At 71.8% G+C, this 17,473-nt stretch carries 16 protein-coding genes; 3 read left to right on the forward strand and 13 right to left on the reverse strand.

All coding sequences use genetic code 11. The annotated features are described in order from the left end of the window. Positions 1-3: 3 nt before the first annotated feature. The 4 genes from AFE02nite_RS13570 to AFE02nite_RS13585 form a co-directional block, all read right to left on the reverse strand. Entirely contained in the window at positions 4-1,224 is a 1,221-nt protein-coding gene (locus AFE02nite_RS13570) for a family 1 glycosylhydrolase (RefSeq protein WP_146819825.1), read from the reverse strand. A gap of 82 nt (positions 1,225-1,306) precedes the next feature. Continuing rightward, positions 1,307-1,405, reverse strand: coding sequence for a 30S ribosomal protein bS22 (locus AFE02nite_RS13575; protein WP_003792170.1), 99 nt, complete (start codon positions 1,403-1,405; stop codon positions 1,307-1,309). A gap of 172 nt (positions 1,406-1,577) precedes the next feature. Next, entirely contained in the window at positions 1,578-1,808 is a 231-nt protein-coding gene (locus AFE02nite_RS13580) for a helix-turn-helix domain-containing protein (protein WP_034248430.1), read from the reverse strand. A 250-nt stretch (positions 1,809-2,058) separates the two neighbouring features. Continuing rightward, positions 2,059-3,315, reverse strand: coding sequence for an acetoin utilization protein AcuC (locus tag AFE02nite_RS13585; protein WP_407643103.1), 1,257 nt, complete (start codon positions 3,313-3,315; stop codon positions 2,059-2,061). Positions 3,316-3,397: 82 nt separating this feature from the next. Between AFE02nite_RS13585 and AFE02nite_RS13590 the strand changes: the two genes are divergently transcribed. Both AFE02nite_RS13590 and AFE02nite_RS13595 read left to right on the forward strand, forming a co-directional pair. Then, entirely contained in the window at positions 3,398-4,768 is a 1,371-nt protein-coding gene (locus AFE02nite_RS13590) for a TrkH family potassium uptake protein (RefSeq protein WP_034248433.1), read from the forward strand. A 91-nt stretch (positions 4,769-4,859) separates the two neighbouring features. Further along, complete coding sequence (locus tag AFE02nite_RS13595) at positions 4,860-5,486, forward strand: potassium channel family protein (RefSeq protein WP_261765649.1); 627 nt, start codon at positions 4,860-4,862, stop codon at positions 5,484-5,486. A gap of 21 nt (positions 5,487-5,507) precedes the next feature. Here the strand turns inward: AFE02nite_RS13595 and AFE02nite_RS13600 are convergent, their stop codons facing one another. From AFE02nite_RS13600 to AFE02nite_RS13640, 9 genes are all read right to left on the reverse strand, one after another. Then, the gene (locus tag AFE02nite_RS13600) at positions 5,508-5,984 is read right to left on the reverse strand and encodes a hypothetical protein (protein WP_146819826.1); all 477 of its coding nucleotides are present in this window, start codon (positions 5,982-5,984) and stop codon (positions 5,508-5,510) included. 256 nt (positions 5,985-6,240) lie between these two features. Then, the gene (gene mmsB, locus AFE02nite_RS13605; RefSeq protein ID WP_034246208.1) at positions 6,241-7,410 is read right to left on the reverse strand and encodes a multiple monosaccharide ABC transporter permease; all 1,170 of its coding nucleotides are present in this window, start codon (positions 7,408-7,410) and stop codon (positions 6,241-6,243) included. A gap of 62 nt (positions 7,411-7,472) precedes the next feature. Then, on the reverse strand, positions 7,473-9,014 hold the full coding sequence (gene mmsA, locus AFE02nite_RS13610) for a multiple monosaccharide ABC transporter ATP-binding protein (protein WP_034246190.1): 1,542 nt from the start codon (positions 9,012-9,014) through the stop codon (positions 7,473-7,475). 87 nt (positions 9,015-9,101) lie between these two features. After that, positions 9,102-10,274, reverse strand: a complete 1,173-nt coding sequence (gene chvE, locus AFE02nite_RS13615) for a multiple monosaccharide ABC transporter substrate-binding protein (RefSeq protein WP_034246187.1) — start codon at positions 10,272-10,274, stop codon at positions 9,102-9,104. A 116-nt stretch (positions 10,275-10,390) separates the two neighbouring features. After that, a complete protein-coding gene (locus AFE02nite_RS13620) occupies positions 10,391-11,191 on the reverse strand; it encodes a DeoR/GlpR family DNA-binding transcription regulator (protein ID WP_034246184.1) in 801 nt (266 codons plus the stop codon). 384 nt (positions 11,192-11,575) lie between these two features. After that, the gene (gene araA, locus AFE02nite_RS13625) at positions 11,576-13,081 is read right to left on the reverse strand and encodes an L-arabinose isomerase (protein ID WP_034246181.1); all 1,506 of its coding nucleotides are present in this window, start codon (positions 13,079-13,081) and stop codon (positions 11,576-11,578) included. Between the two features lie 62 nt (positions 13,082-13,143). Next, entirely contained in the window at positions 13,144-13,872 is a 729-nt protein-coding gene (locus tag AFE02nite_RS13630) for an L-ribulose-5-phosphate 4-epimerase (RefSeq protein WP_052113687.1), read from the reverse strand. A 75-nt stretch (positions 13,873-13,947) separates the two neighbouring features. Continuing rightward, positions 13,948-15,573: a xylulokinase gene (locus AFE02nite_RS13635; RefSeq protein WP_146819827.1), complete on the reverse strand. Its 1,626-nt coding sequence runs from the start codon at positions 15,571-15,573 to the stop codon at positions 13,948-13,950. 108 nt (positions 15,574-15,681) lie between these two features. Next, positions 15,682-16,338, reverse strand: coding sequence for an acyl-CoA-like ligand-binding transcription factor (locus AFE02nite_RS13640; protein ID WP_052113686.1), 657 nt, complete (start codon positions 16,336-16,338; stop codon positions 15,682-15,684). Positions 16,339-16,460: 122 nt separating this feature from the next. Between AFE02nite_RS13640 and AFE02nite_RS13645 the strand changes: the two genes are divergently transcribed. Next, complete coding sequence (locus AFE02nite_RS13645) at positions 16,461-17,468, forward strand: ABC transporter ATP-binding protein (protein ID WP_052113685.1); 1,008 nt, start codon at positions 16,461-16,463, stop codon at positions 17,466-17,468. Positions 17,469-17,473: the final 5 nt, after the last annotated feature.

Raw genomic sequence — 17,473 nt, forward strand, 5'->3', positions numbered from 1 at the left:
CCCTCAGGCGGTCGCGTGCTCGCGGAAGCGGTCCGCCAACGGCGTGCGGACCCGCTGGAGCGCGCCGGCGCCGTCGGGCACCAGCTGCCAGAGGCCGAGCGGCACGTGCACGTCCTCGAGCGCGCCGCCGTCGCGCCAGTCCCAGCCGTACCAGTCGATGACCGCCCACCAGGTGTAGCCGACGACGGGCAGGCCGCCCGCGCGCAGGTCGCGCACGCACGCCACCGACGCGTCGAGCCAGGCGATCCGCTCGTCGACCGTGCGACCGGACGCGGTCTCGGTGAGCATCACCGGCCGGCCGTAGCGCTCGGCGAACCCGGTGAGCACCCCGGCGAGCCCGACGACGCCCTCGTCCACCTTCTCGCGCGGTGCCGCGGGGCTGCCGTCGCGGGTGTCCCCGGGCACCACGAGCTCGCTCGAGACCCCGGGGTAGTAGTTGACGCCCATGACGTCGGGCACCGCGGGATTCGCGGCGAACCAGGCGAGCGCGTCGTCGCCGAACCGGTGCTCGGCGAGGTACCCGGCCAGCGGGTGGTCAGCGCCGACGCGCCCGGTGACCAGGTCCTCGATCAGGTACCCGCGGTGGCGCAGGTAGGCGATCTCGTCGCCCTCCTCGCCGGTGAACCGCGACGACGCCTCCACGTGCACGAACGTCGCGTCCGGGTTCACCTCGGCGATGCCGTGCTGCGTGCGCACGATGCCGCGGGCCAGCGCCCGCACCACCTGCACGAACCCGTCGTGCCCGCGCAGGTAGGGCGGCCAGTAGCCGTACTGGCCGCAGTAGAGCGCGTTGAGCAGCGGCTCGTTCAGCGGGGTGAACACGTCGAAGGTCCCGCGGTACCGCTCGGCGACGGCGACCGCGTACTCGGCGACCCGCTCCGGGTAGGACGCGTTGGCGAACTCGTTGTCGAGCCACGTCGGTGTGCCGTAGTGCATGAGGTCGACGATCGGCGTCAGCCCGAGCTCGGCGAACCGCTCGGCGACCTGGTCGAGCCAGCTCCAGTCCCAGCGGCCCGGCGCGGGGTTCACCCGGTACCAGGGGATGCCCCAGCGCACCATCGAGGCGCCCGCCTCGGCCGCGTGGCCGAGGTCCTCGCGCCAGAACCGGTAGTGCTGGGTCATCTCGTACTCGTCGAGCACCCGCTCCCGGAACGGCGTCTGCGGGATGAACGTGTCCTCGACACCGAGCGCGAAGCGCAGCGCGCCGTCGTCGTACCAGGCCATGCGAACCTCCGTGGGCGCGGCCGGGTACGACGCGGGCCCGGCACCGTGGGTGCCGAGCCCGTCCGCACTGCCGCGCGTCAGATCACTTCTTGTTGCGACGCTGGTGACGCGTCTTGCGCAGCAGCTTGCGGTGCTTCTTCTTGGCCATGCGCTTGCGGCGCTTCTTGATGACGGAGCCCACGTGTGTCCTCGCTCGTTCGATTCTTCACGCGGCGCCACCGGCCGACGATGCCGACCCGGTCCCCCGCGTTCGGGAGAAGTCCGCCCGCCACTCTACCGGGTCCGCGCGAGTGGTGCGTGCGCAGGGGTCCCGGTCCCTCGCGGCGGGCCGGGGGCGCACCCGGCCGGGGCCCTCAGGAGCTGAGGCGACCCTCGTCGCGCCCGTCGTCGGCCAGGCCCTCGACCGAGTGGTCGCGCAGGTAGGCGTCGAGCGCGTCCTGCGGGACGCGGAAGGAGCGGCCGACGCGCACGGCGGGCAGCTCGCCGCCGTGCACCAGGCGGTAGACGGTCATCCGGGAGAGGCGCATGAGCTCGGCCACCTCGGCCACGGTCAGGTACCGCATGCGCTCGCCGCCGGCGCTCATCCTCGTCACTTCCGTCCCGGGGGCCGTCCGACGCGTCCGGACGACAGACAGCGCGGCCCCTGCCGCGCTGTCGCACACCCTAGGGGCTCGCGACCGGGGTGTGAAAGGGGTGACCAGAGTGACGCAAGTGACGGATGTGCCCCGGTTCACCCGGACGGCCCAGCGCCACCGCCCCGAGTGGAACGCAACGGGAGCACAACGTTCCACTCGAGCACGGATCACAGCACGTTCGTTCCACTCAAGGGGCGGGTCAGTCGTAGAGGGCGTCCAGGCCGTGCCAGTCGAAGACGTGCTTGCGCGTGGCCAGGAGCGACCGGTCCAGCGGGCTGCCGGGGTCGTAGCCGGCCGACCACGGCGCCGGGCTGCCCGCGGCCTCGCCGTCGCCCATGACCTCCGGCGCGGGCGGGCCCAGCGTTCCCTCGACGTGCTCGCGCCACGCCTGCGGGACGGGCGTCGCGACGTCGATCGGCGCGTGCGCGGCGATCGCCAGCAGGTGCGTCCAGATCCGCGGCACCACCTGCACGATGGCGTACCCCCCGCCCCCGAGCGCGAGCCACCGCCCGCCCGCGACGTCGTGCGCCAGGTCGTGCACCTCGAGCGCGGCGGCGCGCAGCCCGTCCACCGACACCGCGAGGTTCGTCAGCGGGTCGTTCGCGTGCGCGTCGCAACCGTGCTGGCTCACCAGCAGCTGCGGGGAGAAGGCCCGCACCACCGGCAGGGCGACGGACTGCACCGCGCGCAGCCACCCGGCGTCGGACGTGCCCGCCGGGAGAGCGACGTTGACCACGGACCCCTGCGCCTGCGGCCCCCCGATGTCCGCCGGGTGGCCCGTGCCCGGGAACAGCGTCGTGCCGCTCTCGTGCACGGACACGGTCAGCACCCGCGGGTCGTCCCAGAAGGCGCGCTCGACGCCGTCCCCGTGGTGCGCGTCGAGGTCGAGGTACGCCACGCGCGTCGCGCCCTCGGCGAGCACCGCCCGGATCGCCGCGACGGCGTCGTTATAGACGCAGAAGCCCGACGCGCGGTCCGGCATCGCGTGGTGCATCCCCCCGGCCAGGTTCACCGCGTGCCGCGCCTGCCCGCGCCAGACGGCGAGCGCCGACTCGACGCTGCCCGTGACCAGGCGCGCGGCGGCGTCGTGCATCCCGGGGAAGACCGGGTCGTCCTCCGTGCCGAGCCCGCGCGCCTCGTCGGGCACGCCCTGCGTCCCGGCCAGGCGCACGGCCGCGATGTAGTCGGGCGTGTGCGCGGTGGCGACGAGTGCGTCGTCGGCGGGCTCGGCCCCCACCACCTCGACCCCGGGGAGCGCGAGCACGCCCAGCTGCTCGGCGAGGCGGAAGGTCAGGTCCAGCCGCAGCGGCGTCATCGGGTGGCGGACGCCGAAGTCGTAGCCGAGGAGCGCCGGCGACCACACCACCCGCGTCCGCGCGGGCGCGTGCGCGCCGGGTCGCCCGCCCGGACGACCAGCAGGTCGACCGCCGGGCACCGCTCCTCGACGAGCCGCCATGACCGCACGGTAACCGCTGTCCGGGGCGCCCGCGTCAGCCGGGCCTGCGATGTGCCAGAGTTGGGCGGCTGAGGAGGTGGCGATGGAGGTCCCGCGACCGATCGCCGCGGTCCGCGAGATGGTGGACGAGGCCGCGAGACGATCGCCGGCTCGGCTCACCCTCGCAGCGTTCGCGGGGATCATCGCCATCTTCACCGGGCTGCTCTCCCTGCCGGCCGCGACGGCCGGCGACCGCACGACGTCCTTCGTGGACACGCTCTTCACGGCCGTGTCCGCCGTCTGCGTCACCGGGCTGACCGTGGTCGACACGGGCACGCACTGGTCGGTGTTCGGCCAGGCCGTGCTCCTGCTCGCCATCTGGGTCGGCGGCCTGGGCGTGATGACCCTGGCGTCGATCCTCGGCCTGGCCGTGTCGCGCCGGATCGGCCTGACGCAGAAGCTCCTGGCGCAGGCCGAGGTCGGCAGCCGCGGGCTCGGCGAGGTCGGCTCGCTCATCCGCGTCGTCGTCATCACCTCGCTGACCATCCAGGGCGGCATCGCGGCGCTGCTCGTCCCGCGGTTCCTCGTGCTGAACGAGAGCACCGGGGAGGCGGTCTGGCACGGGGTGTTCTACGCCGTGTCGTCCTTCAACAACGCGGGCTTCGTGCCCACGCCCGAGGGCCTGGTCCCCTACGTCGGCGACTGGTGGGTGTGCCTGCCGATCGCGCTCGGCGTCTTCGTCGGGTCGCTCGGCTTCCCCGTGATCTTCAACCTGGCGCGGCACGGCTGGCGGTTCCGCCACCTCACGCTGCACAGCAAGCTGACCATCACGATGTCGCTCGCGGTGCTCGGCGCGACGACGCTCCTGCTGGGCGCGATGGAGTGGACCAACGAGGACACGCTCGGCGGGCTGCCCGCGGACCAGCGCGTGCTGGCGTCGATCTTCGCGGGCGTGATGCCGCGGTCGGGCGGCCTGTCGACCATCGACGTCGGCGAGATGCACGAGGCGAGCTGGCTGCTCACCGACGCCGTGATGTTCATCGGCGGCGGCAGCGCGTCGACGGCGGGCGGCATCAAGGTCACGACCTTCGCGATCCTGCTGCTCGCGATCCTGTCCGAGGCCCGCGGTGACCGGGACATGGAGGCGTTCGGCCGCCGGATCCCGCGCGAGACGCTGCGCCTCGCGGTCGCCGTCACGATGGTCGGCACCGCCCTCGTGCTCGTCGCCACGCTGCTCGTGCTCGAGATCACGAGCCTGTCGCTCGACAAGGTCCTGTTCGAGGTGATCTCCGCCTTCGGCACCGTGGGGCTGAGCACCGGCATCACCCCCGACCTGCCGGACTCGGCGAAGTACGTGCTGGCCGCGCTCATGTTCGCCGGCCGGACGGGCACAATCACAGTGGCGGCTGCTCTCGCCCTGCGCGACCGGCGCCGGGTGATCCGCTACCCCGAGGAGAGGCCGATCATTGGCTGACGTCGCACCCCGCCCCGCGCCACGGGCCCCGCTCGCGGGTCGGCCGCCCAAGGCGGAGAAGGAGAAGGAGCGGACCTCCGGGACGCTCGTCATCGGCCTGGGCCGGTTCGGCTCCGCGATCGCGCTCACCCTGGAACGGCTCGGCCACGACGTCCTCGCGGCCGAGCGGTCCGCGGACATCGTCGCTCAGTTCACCGGCCGCTTCCCGCTCGTGGAGGCCGACTGCACCAACCCCGAGGCCCTCGTCCAGCTCGGCGTGCACGACTTCCCCGTCGCCGTCGTCGGCGTCGGCACCTCGCTCGAGGCGAGCGTGCTCATCGCGGGGAACCTCGTCGACCTCGGGGTGCCGCAGATCTGGGCCAAGGCCATCTCGGCCGAGCACTCGCGGATCCTGCGGCGCATCGGCGTGCACCACGTCGTGCTGCCCGAGGCCGACGCCGGCAACCGCGTGGCGCACCTGGTCAGCGGCAAGCTGCTGGACTACATCGAGGTCGAGGACGACTTCACGATCGTGAAGATGCGCCCGCCGCGCGAGACGCAGGGCTTCACGCTCGAGCAGTCGCAGATCCGCAAGCGGTACGGCGTCACGGTGATCGGCGTGAAGCCGCCGGGCGAGGACTTCGTCTACGCGACGCCCGACACCCGGATCTCGGCCAACGACATCCTCATCGTCTCCGGCAGCGCCGACCTGCTGGAGCGCTTCGCCGCGCGGCCCTGACCCTGGGCGACGGCCGGACGGTCAGCCCCAGGCCTGCACGTCCGCGGGCAGCGGGGTGAACAGCTCGCTCGCGGCGTCGGCGTGCCGCCCGTCGGTGAGCCCCGTGCGCAGCACGTCCTCGGGTGCCAGGTCGGGCCCGGGCGTCGGCCGCGGGCCCACCCGCACCGGCAGGGCATCGAGCACGTCCGCGCGCGCGCCGTCCACCCGCTCGTCGCGCCGGCGCCTGCGGCGCGGCAGCTCGGCGCCGTCGACGACGCCGTCGGGCACGGCCGGCGGCTCCCACGGCACGGGGCGACGCGCGGCGTCGGGCACCACGTCCCCGAGCGCGTCGAGGAGCGCGGTGAGGTGCGCGGCACGGGTGCGCAGCTTCGCGATCCGCGCCTGGAGTGCGAGGGTCACCGCGTCGATCTCGTCCAGCTCCGCCACGGCCGCCCGCGCCGCCGCGCGGTAGGTCTCGCCCCGTGCGCCACCGTCGCCCATTGCCTCGTCCAGGCTCATCGCTCTCCCACCGCACCCGGCCGGCACCGGCGGCCCAGAGCCGCTGCCGGCGTCCACCGCGCGACCGTGGATGCGCGCGGAACGTCCTGGTCGATCATGATCCATGCAGATTGCCAGGGTGTGAACCGTACCCCGGCACACGGGTGACACGGGTGACACGGCAGGGCGGCGGCCTGGGCACCGGGCCGCCCGACACGAGGGGCCCGGACCGCACCAGGTGCGGACCGGGCCCCTCGTCAGCCGAGCAGGTGGAACGTCAGCGGGCCGCCTCGGCGCGGCGCTTGTTGAACACGTCGAACGCGACGGCGAGCAGCAGGACCATGCCCTTGACGACCTGCTGCCAGGCCGTCTCGACGCCGAGCAGCTGCATGCCGTTGCTCATGACCGCCATGATCAGGCCACCGATCATGGCCCCGGTCACCCGCCCGACGCCGCCGGTGACGGCCGCGCCACCGACGAAGCAGGCCGCGATCGCGTCGAGCTCGAACGAGTTGCCGGCGCTGGGCTGGGCCCCGTTCATGCGGGACGAGAACACGATGCCCGCCACGGAGGACAGCACACCCATGTTCACGAAGATCCAGAAGTTGACCTTCTTGACCTTCACACCCGACAGCTGGGCGGCGTTGAGGTTGCCGCCGATGGCGTACACGTGGCGCCCGAACACCGAGCGCTGCGTGACGAGCGTGTAGATGACGATGAGCACGCCGAGCAGGACCAGCACGTTCGGCAGGCCCCGGCTGCTCGCGAGCTGGTACGCGAACCACATCACGACGGCGGCGACCACGACGATCTTCGCCACGAACCACCAGAACGCCTCGACCTGCTGCTGGTAGCGCTGACGGGCGCGGCGGCTGCGCCAGGCCGTCCAGGCGTAGACGGCCACGGCCGCGCCGAACACCACGAGCGTGAAGACGTCGACGCCGTAGCCGCCGAACAGACCGTTCTGGAACCCGTTGGCGATCTGGTAGTAGGTGCCGCCGAACGGCGACAGCGAGATGCTGCTGAGCGTCAGGAACGTCAGGCCCCGGAAGATCAGCAGGCCCGCGAGCGTGACGATGAAGGCCGGGATGCCGACCCGCGCCACCCAGAAGCCGTGCCACGCGCCGACCAGGAAGCCGACGGCAAGGGCGGCCAGCACGCCGACCCACCACGGCTGACCCTCGCGGATGACGAGCGTCGCCGCGACCGCGCCCGTGAGGGCCACGACCGATCCGACCGACAGGTCGATGTGGCCCGCCACGATGACGATCAGCATGCCGATCGCCAGGATCAGGATGTAGGAGTACTGCAGCACGATGTTCGTGAGGTTGCTCGGGCTCAGGAACTGGTCGTGCGCGAGCGAGAAGATCAGCACGATCGCGGCGAACGCGAGGAAGATGCCGCTCTGGCGCAGGTTCCCGGTCAGGGCCGACGCCAGCGCGCGCATCGCGCCCTTGTCGTCGTCGCCCGCGGGAACGGGTTCCCGCATCGTCGTCTCAGTCGCGGCGCTCATCGGGCCGTCTCCTTTTCCATGGTCATGAGTTCCATCAGCCGCTCCTGGGTCGCGTCGGCGACGGGGAGCACGCCGGTGATCCGGCCGAAGGCGAGCGTGTACACGCGGTCGCAGATGCCGAGCAGCTCGGGCAGCTCGGACGAGATGACGACGACCGCCTTACCCGCGGCGACCATCCGGTTGATGATCGTGTAGATCTCGTACTTCGCCCCGACGTCGATGCCGCGGGTGGGCTCGTCGAGGATGAGGACGTCGGCGTCCGTGAAGATCCACTTGCTCAGGACGACCTTCTGCTGGTTGCCGCCGGAGAGCTTGCCCGCGAGCGCCATCACCGTGGGGGCCTTGATGTTCAGGTTGCCCCGGTACTCCTCGGCGACCTTCATCTCCTCGTTGCTGTTCACCCAGCCACGCCGGGAGACCTTGCCGAGGCTCGCCGCGGTGATGTTCTTGCGGATGTCCTCGATGAGGTTCAGGCCGTAGCGCTTGCGGTCCTCGGTCGCGTAGGCGATCCCGTGGTCGATGGCGTCGGAGACGGTGTGCACCTGGATCTCCTGGCCGTGCTTGAAGACCTGGCCGGTGATGTTGCGCCCGTACGACCTGCCGAACAGGCTCATCGCCAGCTCGGTGCGGCCGGCGCCCATCAGGCCGGCGATGCCCACGACCTCGCCCGCGTTCACGGTGAAGCTGGCGTTGTCGACGACGACGCGGCCCGGCTGCGTGGGGTGGTGCACCGTCCAGCCCTCGACCCGCAGCAGCTCCTCGCCGACGTTGGGGGTCCGCTCGGGGTAGCGGTGCTCGAGGTCGCGGCCGACCATGCTGCGGATCATGCGGTCCTGCGTGGCCTCGGGCTGGGACATGTCGAGGGTCTCGATGGTCCGACCGTCCCGGATGATCGTGGTGCGGTCGGCGATCTCGGCGATCTCGTTGAGCTTGTGGGAGATCATGATCGAGGTGATCCCCTGCGCCTTCAGCTGGCGCAGCAGCTCGAGCAGGTGCTCGGAGTCGTTGTCGTTCAGGGCGGCCGTCGGCTCGTCGAGGATGAGCAGCTTGACCTCCTTCGAGAGCGCCTTGGCGATCTCGATGAGCTGCTGCTTGCCGACGCCGAGCTGGCTGACCGGGGTCACGGGCTTCTCGTTCAGGCCCACGCGGGCCATCAGCTCGGCGGCCTCGGCGTTGGTGCGGTTCCAGTCGATGAGGCCGCCCGCGCCTCGCCGCTCGTTGCCCAGGAAGATGTTCTCGGCCGCGCTGAGGAACGGCACCAGCGCGAGCTCCTGGTGGATGATGACGATGCCGCGCGCCTCGGAGTCGTTGATCGACCCGAACTGCACCTCGGCGCCGTCGAAGTGGATCTCCCCGTCGTACGTGCCGTGCGGGTAGACGCCGGAGAGCACCTTCATCAGGGTCGACTTGCCGGCCCCGTTCTCACCGCAGATCGCGTGGATCTCGCCGCGACGGACGGTGAGGGACACGTCCTGCAGCGCCTTGACGCCGGGGAACGTCTTGGTGATGGAGCGCATCTCCAGGATGTTGTCGGTCATGCCACAAAACCTCGCTTCGTCGGGGGCCGACGGTCGGCCGGGAGTGGCCCGGCCCGGCGGTGGCTCCGCCGGGCCGGGCCGGTCAGGTCAGCCCTCGGCGACGCCGGAGGCGACCTCCTCCTCGGTCCAGTAGCCCGAGTCGACCAGCAGCGACTGGATGTTGTCGGCGTACACGACGTCCGACTCGAGCAGGAAGGACGGGACGACCTTGACGCCGTTGTCGTACGTCGTGGTGTCGTTGGCCTCCGGGGTCTCACCCTTCAGGTACGCCTCGGCAGCGATGACGGCCTGCGCGGCGAGCTTGCGGGTGTCCTTGAAGATCGTCGAGAACTGGACGTCGTCGGCGATGGACTTGACCGAGGCGATCTCGGCGTCCTGGCCGGTGACGACCGGCAGGCCCTCGGCGACGGTCGGGCCCATGCCCACGCCCTGGAGCGCGGTGATGATGCCGCGCGACAGGCCGTCGTACGGCGACAGGACGCCGTGCAGCGGCTTGCCGTCGTTGTACGTACCGGTCAGGAGGTCCTCCATGCGGCGCTGGGCCGTCTCCTGCTGCCAGCGCAGGATGTTGGTCTGCTCGATGTCCATCTGGCCGGACGGGACGACGAGGGTGCCGGCGTCGAAGTACGGCTTGAGGGTGTCCATCGCGCCCTTCCAGAAGAAGTGCGCGTTGTTGTCGTCGAGCGAGCCGGCGAAGAGCTCGACGTTGAACGGACCGGTGGCGTCGCCCTCGGAGCCGTCAGCGTTGAGCAGGCCGAGGCCCACGAGCAGCGAGTTCGCCTGCTGCACGCCGACCTTGTAGTTGTCGAACGTCACGTAGAAGTCGACGTTCTCGGAGTCACGGATGAGGCGGTCGTACGAGATGACCGGGATGTCCGCGGCGGCGGCGGCCTCGAGCTGGCTCGTGAGCGCCGTGCCGTCGATCGCCGCGATGATCAGCGCCTTGGCGCCGTTGGTGATCATCTGGTCGATCTGCTGCGTCTGCGTGGGGATGTCGTCGTTGGCGAACTGGAGGTCGACCTCGTAGCCGAGCTCCTCGAGGCCGTCCTTGACCGCGTTGCCGTCGGCGATCCACCGCTCGGAGGTCTGGGTCGGCATCGCGACGCCGATCAGACCGCCCTCCTCGGTCTCGGTGGTGGTGCCGTCACCGGTGTCGGTGGACTCGTCGTCCGTGCTACCCGCACCGCTCCCACCGCACGCGGCGAGGGACAGGGCGAGCGTCAGGCCCGCCGCGACCGCGGCGAACTTCCTGGTGCTCATGAATCTCCTCCTCGAGATCTACTGCTCTTCCTGAGTCGGGGCGCTCCCGTTGGACCGTCCCGGGCGACCTGACCGCCACCTCGGGACCGGCCAGGAAGTCTTCTGTTGTGCTGGCGCTACTCGACGCGCACGACGTCGAGCCCCGCCCGCTCGAGCCGCCGCACCTCGTGCTCGGGCGCGGACGGGCCGGTGACGAGCGTGTGGACGTCCCCGAGCCGGGCGATGCGTCCGAGGTGCGTCTGGCCGAGCTTCGAGCCGTCCGCGACGACCACGGCGCGCCGGGCGGCCGCGATGATCGACCGCTTGACCTCGGCCTCGGGCAGGTTGATGTTGGTGAAGCCGTCGGGGTCCACCCCGTTGCACCCGACGAACGCGATGTCGACGTGCAGCTGCTCGAGCAGCACGGTCGCCAGCGGGTTCACGAGCGAGTGCTGCAGCCGGCGCAGGGTGCCGCCGGTGACGACGACGGTGAGCCGCGGCATCGCGCGCTCCAGCTCGAGCGCGATGTTGAGCCCGTTGGTCACCACGGTGACGCGCTCGAGGTCCGCGCGGGCCACGAGCGCTCGCGCGACGGCCGTCGTCGTCGTGCCGACGTCGAGCAGGACGCCCATGCCCGACTGGACGAGCGAGGCGGCGTACTCGCCGATCCGCTGCTTCTCGTGGGCGAACTCGACGAGCGACTCCTCGAACGAGGGCTCGGGACGGGCACCGCGGGCCGGCGGCATCGCCCCGCCGCGGACGCGGCGCACGGCGTGCGAGGTCTCGAGCGATGCGAGGTCGGCGCGCACGGTGACGTCGGAGATGCCGAAGGTCTCGGCCAGCTCGGACACGCGGACGAACTCGCGGTCCGTGATGAGCTGCAGCATCCGCTCGCGCCGGACCGGCACGGGCAGGAGATCGGTCTCCTCGTTGAGCACGCGTCGATTGTGAGCGATCACAACCCCTGGGTCAACTTCGTGAAGTCAACTTCCGATTACGAAACCGTAACGCTGCTCACGACCTGATCACGAAAGTTCCGACTCGACCGCGAAAGTGTCCCCCGCCCCGCTTCACGCACAACGGGGCGGCGAAGGCACCTTTCGCACGCTGTCGGTCGGCTTTCCCAACCGAAAGCATACGCAAGCCTTCGCCACCCCGTCGAGGGTGCAGAAGTGGGAGCGCGACCTCTCGCGCCCCTCTCACACGAGCGGCGGTCCCTCACCCGCGAGGACGAGGGTTCGACGCGAGAACGAGGCTTCGAACCCCTCGTCCTCGGAGCAAACCCTCGGCCTCGGCAGCGGGTGTGCCGTCGGCCGGGCCCGTCAGAAGCCCTGGGCCAGGTGGAACCAGACCTGATTCCAGCGCAGCTCGTTGGCGAAGCCGCGCGTGGTCGTCTGCTCGTCGATGACGAGCAGCTCCGTCCGCGCCATCGCCGCGAAGTCCGCGAACACGTCGACGCCCACCTGCGTGGTCATCACCGTGTGGTGCGCCGCGCCGGCCATCAGCCAGGCCTCGGCCGACGTCGCCAGGTCCGGCGCCGGGCGCCACACCGCGCGCGCCACCGGCAGGTGCGGCAGCGGCGGGTGCTCGACGACGTCGACGACGTTCGCCGTCAGCCGGAACCGGTCCCGCATGTCCGACATCGCGACGACGAGGCCGGGGCCCGGGTCGGTGTTGAACACCAGCCGGACCGGGTCCTCCTTGCCGCCGATGCCGAGCGGGTGGATCTCGAGGCTCGGCCTGCCCGTCGTCAGGCTCGGGCAGATCTCGAGCATGTGCGCGCCGAGGATTTTCTCCTCGCCGGGCGTCAGGTTGTACGTGTAGTCCTCCATCAGGGAGGCGCCGCCGGGCAGGCCCTGGCCCATCACCTTGGCGATGCGGACGAGGACGGCCGTCTTCCAGTCGCCCTCCGCGCCGAAGCCGTAGCCCTTCGACATGAGCCGCTGGACGGCCAGGCCCGGGAGCTGGCGCAGCGCGCCGAGGTCCTCGAACGTCGTCGTGAAGGCGGTCGCGCCGAGGCCCTCCAGGAGGGTGAGCAGCGCGAGCTCCTGGCGGGCGCCGTAGCGCAGCGAGTCGTGCCGCTCGCCGCCCTTGCGCAGATCCGGCACGACGTCGTACAGGTCCTCGTACTCGGCGACCAGCGCGTCGACGTCGCCGTCGGCCACCTCGTCCACCGCCGCGACCAGGTCGTTCACGCCCCACGTGTTCACGCTGACGCCGAACCGCACCTCGGCCTCGGTCTTGTCGCCCTCGGTGACCGCGACGTTGCGCATGTTGTCGCCGAAGCGGGCCAGGCGCAGGTCGTGCGCGGCGGCCCAGCCGGCCGCGGCGCGGGCCCAGGTGCCCACCTTCTCCTGCACCACGGGCGAGGACGCGTGCCCGACGACGGTCTTCCGGGCCACCCCGAGCCGTGTCTGGATGTACCCGAACTCCCGGTCGCCGTGCGCGGCCTGGTTGAGGTTCATGAAGTCGAAGTCGATGGTGTCCCACGGCAGCTCGACGTTGGCCTGCGTGTGCAGGTGCAGCAGCGGGGTGCGCAGCGCCTCGAGGCCCGCGATCCACATCTTCGCCGGGGAGAAGGTGTGCATCCACGCGATGACGCCGATGCACGCGTCGGACGCGTTGGCCTCCAGCGCGAGGCGGCGGATCGCGTCGGAGCCGGTCAGGACCGGCTTCCAGACGACGCGCGCGGGCACGGCGTCCGACTCGTCGAGCAGCCGCGCGATGGCCTGCGACTGCTCGGCCACCTGCGCCAGGGTCTCGGGGCCGTACAGGTGCTGGCTGCCCGTGGCGAACCAGATCTCCTTGTCGGCGTACGCCTTGCTCATGCGCTGCTCTCCTCGCTCGTCTTCGATGCGGTGGTCGTGGGGCCGCCGGGGCGACCGGTGGGTCAGGGGTTGACCGGGGCGGAGTCGCCCTGGCCGTAGACGTTCTGGTAGCGCGCGTACAGCGAGTCGATGTCGGACTGCGCGATCGGCAGGGGCTCCCCCAGCTGCCGCGAGATGTGCACGGTCCGCGCGACCTCCTCGACCATCACGGCCGCCTTCACGGCGTCCTTCGCGTCGCGGCCGATGGTGAACGGCCCGTGGTTGCGCATCAGCACCGCCCGGCTCCGCGAGTCGCGCAGCGTCTCGACGATGCCGCGGCCGATCGAGTCGTCGCCGATCAGCGCGAACGGCCCGATCGGGATGGGCCCGCCGAACTCGTCGGCCATCATCGTCAGCACGCACGGCACCTCCTCGCCCCGCGCGGCCCACGCCGTCGCGTAGGTGGAGTGCGTGTGCACGACGCCGCCGACCTGCGGCATGTGCTGGTACACGTACGCGTGCGCCGCGGTGTCCGACGACGGCGCACGGCTCCCGTCGACGAGGTTCCCCTCCAGGTCGCACACGACCATCGACTCGGGCGTGAGGTCGTCGTAGGTCACGCCGCTCGGCTTGATGACCAGCAGGTCCTCGCCGCCCGGCACGCGGACGCGCTGCGAGACGTTGCCCGCCGTCCAGACGACCAGGCCCCACCGCGGCAGCTCGGCGTGCAGGTCGCACACGAGTGCGCGCACGCGCTCGACCTCCTCGCGGACCTCGCTCGGGTAGGCCGCCAGGCCCGGGGTGCTCGTCACGCTGCCTCCTGCACTGCTGGTCTCTGCGCTGCTCGGTTCTGCGCTGCTGGGTTCGGGATCCGGTGCTCGTCCGGCCTAGAGGGCCTCGGTGGCGGCGCGCTCGACCGGCAGGCCGGCCTCGTACCGCTCGAGGAAGGCCGCGTACCCGGCCACGTCATCGGCGAGCGGCGCGACGACATCGACCTCCGCGCCCGCGAAGACGCGCGTGGCGAGGTAGGCGCCGAGGTCCTCGTCCGTGGTGCCGTCGGCCTTCGCGAGCAGGTACCCCGCCAGCACGGCCATGCCCCACGGCCCGCCCTCGCTCGCGGTGCGCGCGACGGCGACGGGCGCGTCGACGGCGGCGGCGAGCAGCCGCTGCGCGACGCCTGCGGTGCGGAACAGGCCGCCGTGCGCGGCCAGCACGTCCAGCTCGACGCCCTCGGCGGCGAGCACCCGCATGCCGAGGCTCAGCGTCGCGAACGCGCCGTAGACCTGCGTACGCATGAAGTTCGCCAGGGTCAGCCGCGAGTCGGGCGTGCGCACGAACAGCGGCCGACCCTCCTCCAGGCCGGTGATCGGCTCGCCGGAGAGGTAGTTGTACGCGACCAGGCCACCGCCGTCGGCGTCGCCCGCCAGGGCCTCGCGCAGCAGCGCGCCGAAGACGGCGTCAGGCTCCGCCGGGGTGCCCAGCGCGGTGGCGAACCGGCCGAAGAGGTCCGCCCAGGCGCCGAGCTCGCTCGCGCCGTTGTTGCAGTGCACCATCGCCACGAGGTCGCCCGCCGGCGTCGTGACCAGGTCCAGCTCGTGGTGCTGCCGCTCGAGCGGCCGCTCGAGGACGACCATCGCGAAGATCGAGGTGCCGACGCTCACGTTGCCGGTCCGGCGCGCGACGGCGTTCGTCGCCACCATCCCGGTGCCGGCGTCGCCCTCGGGCGGGCAGAGGCGCGCGCCGGGGCGCAGGGTGCCGCTCGGGTCGAGCAGCGCCGCGCCCTCGTCGGTGAGCCGGCCGGCCTCCTGGCCCGCGACCAGCACCGTGGGCAGCAGGTCGCCCAGGTGCGGCAGGCGCGGGCCGGGCCGGCGCTCCGCGACGAGCTCGTCGAACTGGGCGAGCATCCGCGCGTCGTAGGTCCGCGTGGCGGGGTCGATCGGGAACATGCCGGACGCGTCGCCGACGCCGAGGACGTGGCGGCCGGTCAGCCTCTGGTGCACGTAGCCGGCGAGCGTGGTCAGCGACGCGACCTGCGGCACGTGCGGCTCGTCGTCGAGGATCGCCTGGTACAGGTGGGCGACCGACCAGCGCAGCGGGATGTTGTGGCCGAACAGGGCGCTCAGCTCGGCGGCGGCCGCGCCGGTCGTGGTGTTCCGCCAGGTGCGGAAGGGGACAAGGAGCTCGCCGGCGGCGTCGAAGGCCAGGTAGCCGTGCATCATGGCCGAGACGCCGAGCGCGCCGACGTCGGTCAGCGGCACCCCGTAGCGGCGCTGGACGTCGGCCTGCAGCTCGGCCACGCAGGCCTGCAGCCCGGACCACACGTCCTCGAGCGAGTACGTCCACATGCGGTCGACGAACTGGTTCTCCCACTCGTGGCTGCCGTCCGCGAGGGTGCTGCCGTCGGCGCCGACCAGGCACGCCTTGATGCGCGTGGAGCCCAGCTCGATCCCGAGGGACGTGCGTCCTGCGGCGATCTCCGCCCGCGCCTGAGCCGAACGGTCCTCGGTCGTCATCGTCACTCCCCATCGCCTCGCTGCGGCAGTCGGCGGGCGCACGCCCGCAGCGATGTTAGCGTTCACAACAACCGGGGTGTCAAGCCGGGCGCACGCCCGTCCCTGCCGTCACCGGGCCGTCGCGGCCGCGCCCACGGCGCCGGGCGCACCCGACGCCGTCACGATGTCCAGGCCCTCGGCGAAGATCTCGAACAGCCGCTCGACGACCTCCTGGAGCGACGCGGCGTAACCGGTCCCGTACCAGTGGTGGAACATCCCGAGGATGCCGCCCGTGAACGCGTGCGAGAAGACCTGCACCTCGAGGTCGACCTCGGGCCGGCCGAGCCGCTCCGCGAGCACCCGCCCGACGAGCTCCGCCATCTCATAGGTGCTCGCGGTCGCCGCCTGCTCCAGCGCCGGCGTCGTCAGGACGAGGGTGATGCGGCGCCTGACGACGTCCATCTGCTCGGGCGTCACCGCCGCGACGGCGCCGAGCACCACCCGCCGGAGGCCCTCCAGCGGGACGTCGTCGCCGATCCCCTCCATGAGCCAGTCGTCCATCACGAGGTCGTACTCGTCCCAGAGGACGACCGCCTCCTTGCTCCCGAAGTACCGGTAGACGCTGCTCGGCGAGACGTCGGAGGCGTCGGCGATCTCCTCGACGGTGACGTCGTCGAAGCCGCGCGCCTCGAACATGTCCAGGGCGACGGCCTGGATCCGCAGCATGGCGGCGAGCCGCTTGCGCTCGCGCAGGCCGCCCCCGCCGCCGTTGCCGTCGTCCGCCATCCCGCCATGCTACGCGACGTCTGACCGAAACTGTCGATTGACAGTCACTTTCCGTTGACACTCGCTCTCAGTGCGATCTACTGTCAGTTGACACCCACTGTCAGATTCGCGGAGGTAGTCAAGTGGAGCACGTCATCCAGGTGGAGGGTCTGGTCAAGACGTTCGGCAGCACGCGCGCGCTGGACGGGCTGGACCTGACGGTCGAGCCCGGCGAGGTGCACGGCTTCCTCGGCCCGAACGGCTCCGGCAAGTCGACGACCATCCGCGTCCTGCTCGGCCTGCTGCGCAAGGACGCCGGGCACGCCCGCCTCCTCGGCGGCGACCCGTGGCGCGACGCCGTCGCGCTGCACCGCCGGCTCGCCTACGTGCCGGGCGACGTCAACCTGTGGCCGAACCTCTCCGGCGGCGAGGCGATCGACCTGCTCGGCTCGCTGCGCGGCTCGCTCGACCGCGTGCGCCGCGACGAGCTCGTCGAGCGGTTCCAGCTCGACCCCACCAAGAAGTGCTCGGCGTACTCCAAGGGCAACCGGCAGAAGGTCGCGATCATCGCCGGCATGGCGAGCGACGTGGAACTCTTCCTGCTCGACGAGCCCACCAGCGGCCTGGACCCGCTGATGGAGACGGTGTTCCAGGACGTCGTCCGCGAGATCACCGCGGGCGGCGGCACCGTCCTGCTCTCGAGCCACATCCTCGCCGAGGCCGAGGCCCTGTGCGACACCGTGTCGATCATCCGCGCCGGTCGCATCGTCGAGTCCGGCTCCCTCACCGCGCTGCGGCACCTCACCCGGACGACGCTGCACGTCACCACGACCGAGCCCCTGGACGGGCTCGACACGACGCCGGGCGTCTTCGACGTGCGGATCAGCGACGGCGGGCACACCGCGCGCTTCGAGGTCGCCGCCGACCAGCTCGACGCCGTCATCAAGCACATCGGCGAGCACGGCGTCGTCGCGCTGACCAGCGCACCCCCGACGCTCGAGGAGCTGTTCCTGCGCCACTACGGCGACGAGCTCGCCACCCTGGCCGGGAACGGCAACGGGAACGGCACCAGCAACGGCACGGCCGACGACGGCGCCGCGCGCACGCGGGGCGGCCGCCGTCGGCACGCGGATGCGGGGGCCGCACGATGACCCGC

It is taken from the genome of Actinotalea fermentans (genome assembly GCF_007991475.1).
GTDB classification, from domain to species: Bacteria; Actinomycetota; Actinomycetes; order Actinomycetales; family Cellulomonadaceae; genus Actinotalea; species Actinotalea fermentans.

Coding starts and splice junctions, on each gene's coding strand:
- AFE02nite_RS13570 (WP_146819825.1), bottom strand. CDS start 1,224: ATGGCCTGGTACGACGACGGCGCGCTGCGCTTCGCGCTCGGTGTCGAG.
- AFE02nite_RS13580 (WP_034248430.1), bottom strand. CDS start 1,808: ATGAGCGCCGGCGGCGAGCGCATGCGGTACCTGACCGTGGCCGAGGTG.
- AFE02nite_RS13585 (WP_407643103.1), bottom strand. CDS start 3,315: ATGGCGGCTCGTCGAGGAGCGGTGCCCGGCGGTCGACCTGCTGGTCGT.
- AFE02nite_RS13590 (WP_034248433.1), top strand. CDS start 3,398: ATGGAGGTCCCGCGACCGATCGCCGCGGTCCGCGAGATGGTGGACGAG.
- AFE02nite_RS13600 (WP_146819826.1), bottom strand. CDS start 5,984: ATGAGCCTGGACGAGGCAATGGGCGACGGTGGCGCACGGGGCGAGACC.
- mmsB (WP_034246208.1), bottom strand. CDS start 7,410: ATGCGCGCGCTGGCGTCGGCCCTGACCGGGAACCTGCGCCAGAGCGGC.
- mmsA (WP_034246190.1), bottom strand. CDS start 9,014: ATGACCGACAACATCCTGGAGATGCGCTCCATCACCAAGACGTTCCCC.
- chvE (WP_034246187.1), bottom strand. CDS start 10,274: ATGAGCACCAGGAAGTTCGCCGCGGTCGCGGCGGGCCTGACGCTCGCC.
- araA (WP_034246181.1), bottom strand. CDS start 13,081: ATGAGCAAGGCGTACGCCGACAAGGAGATCTGGTTCGCCACGGGCAGC.
- AFE02nite_RS13635 (WP_146819827.1), bottom strand. CDS start 15,573: ATGACGACCGAGGACCGTTCGGCTCAGGCGCGGGCGGAGATCGCCGCA.
- AFE02nite_RS13640 (WP_052113686.1), bottom strand. CDS start 16,338: ATGGCGGACGACGGCAACGGCGGCGGGGGCGGCCTGCGCGAGCGCAAG.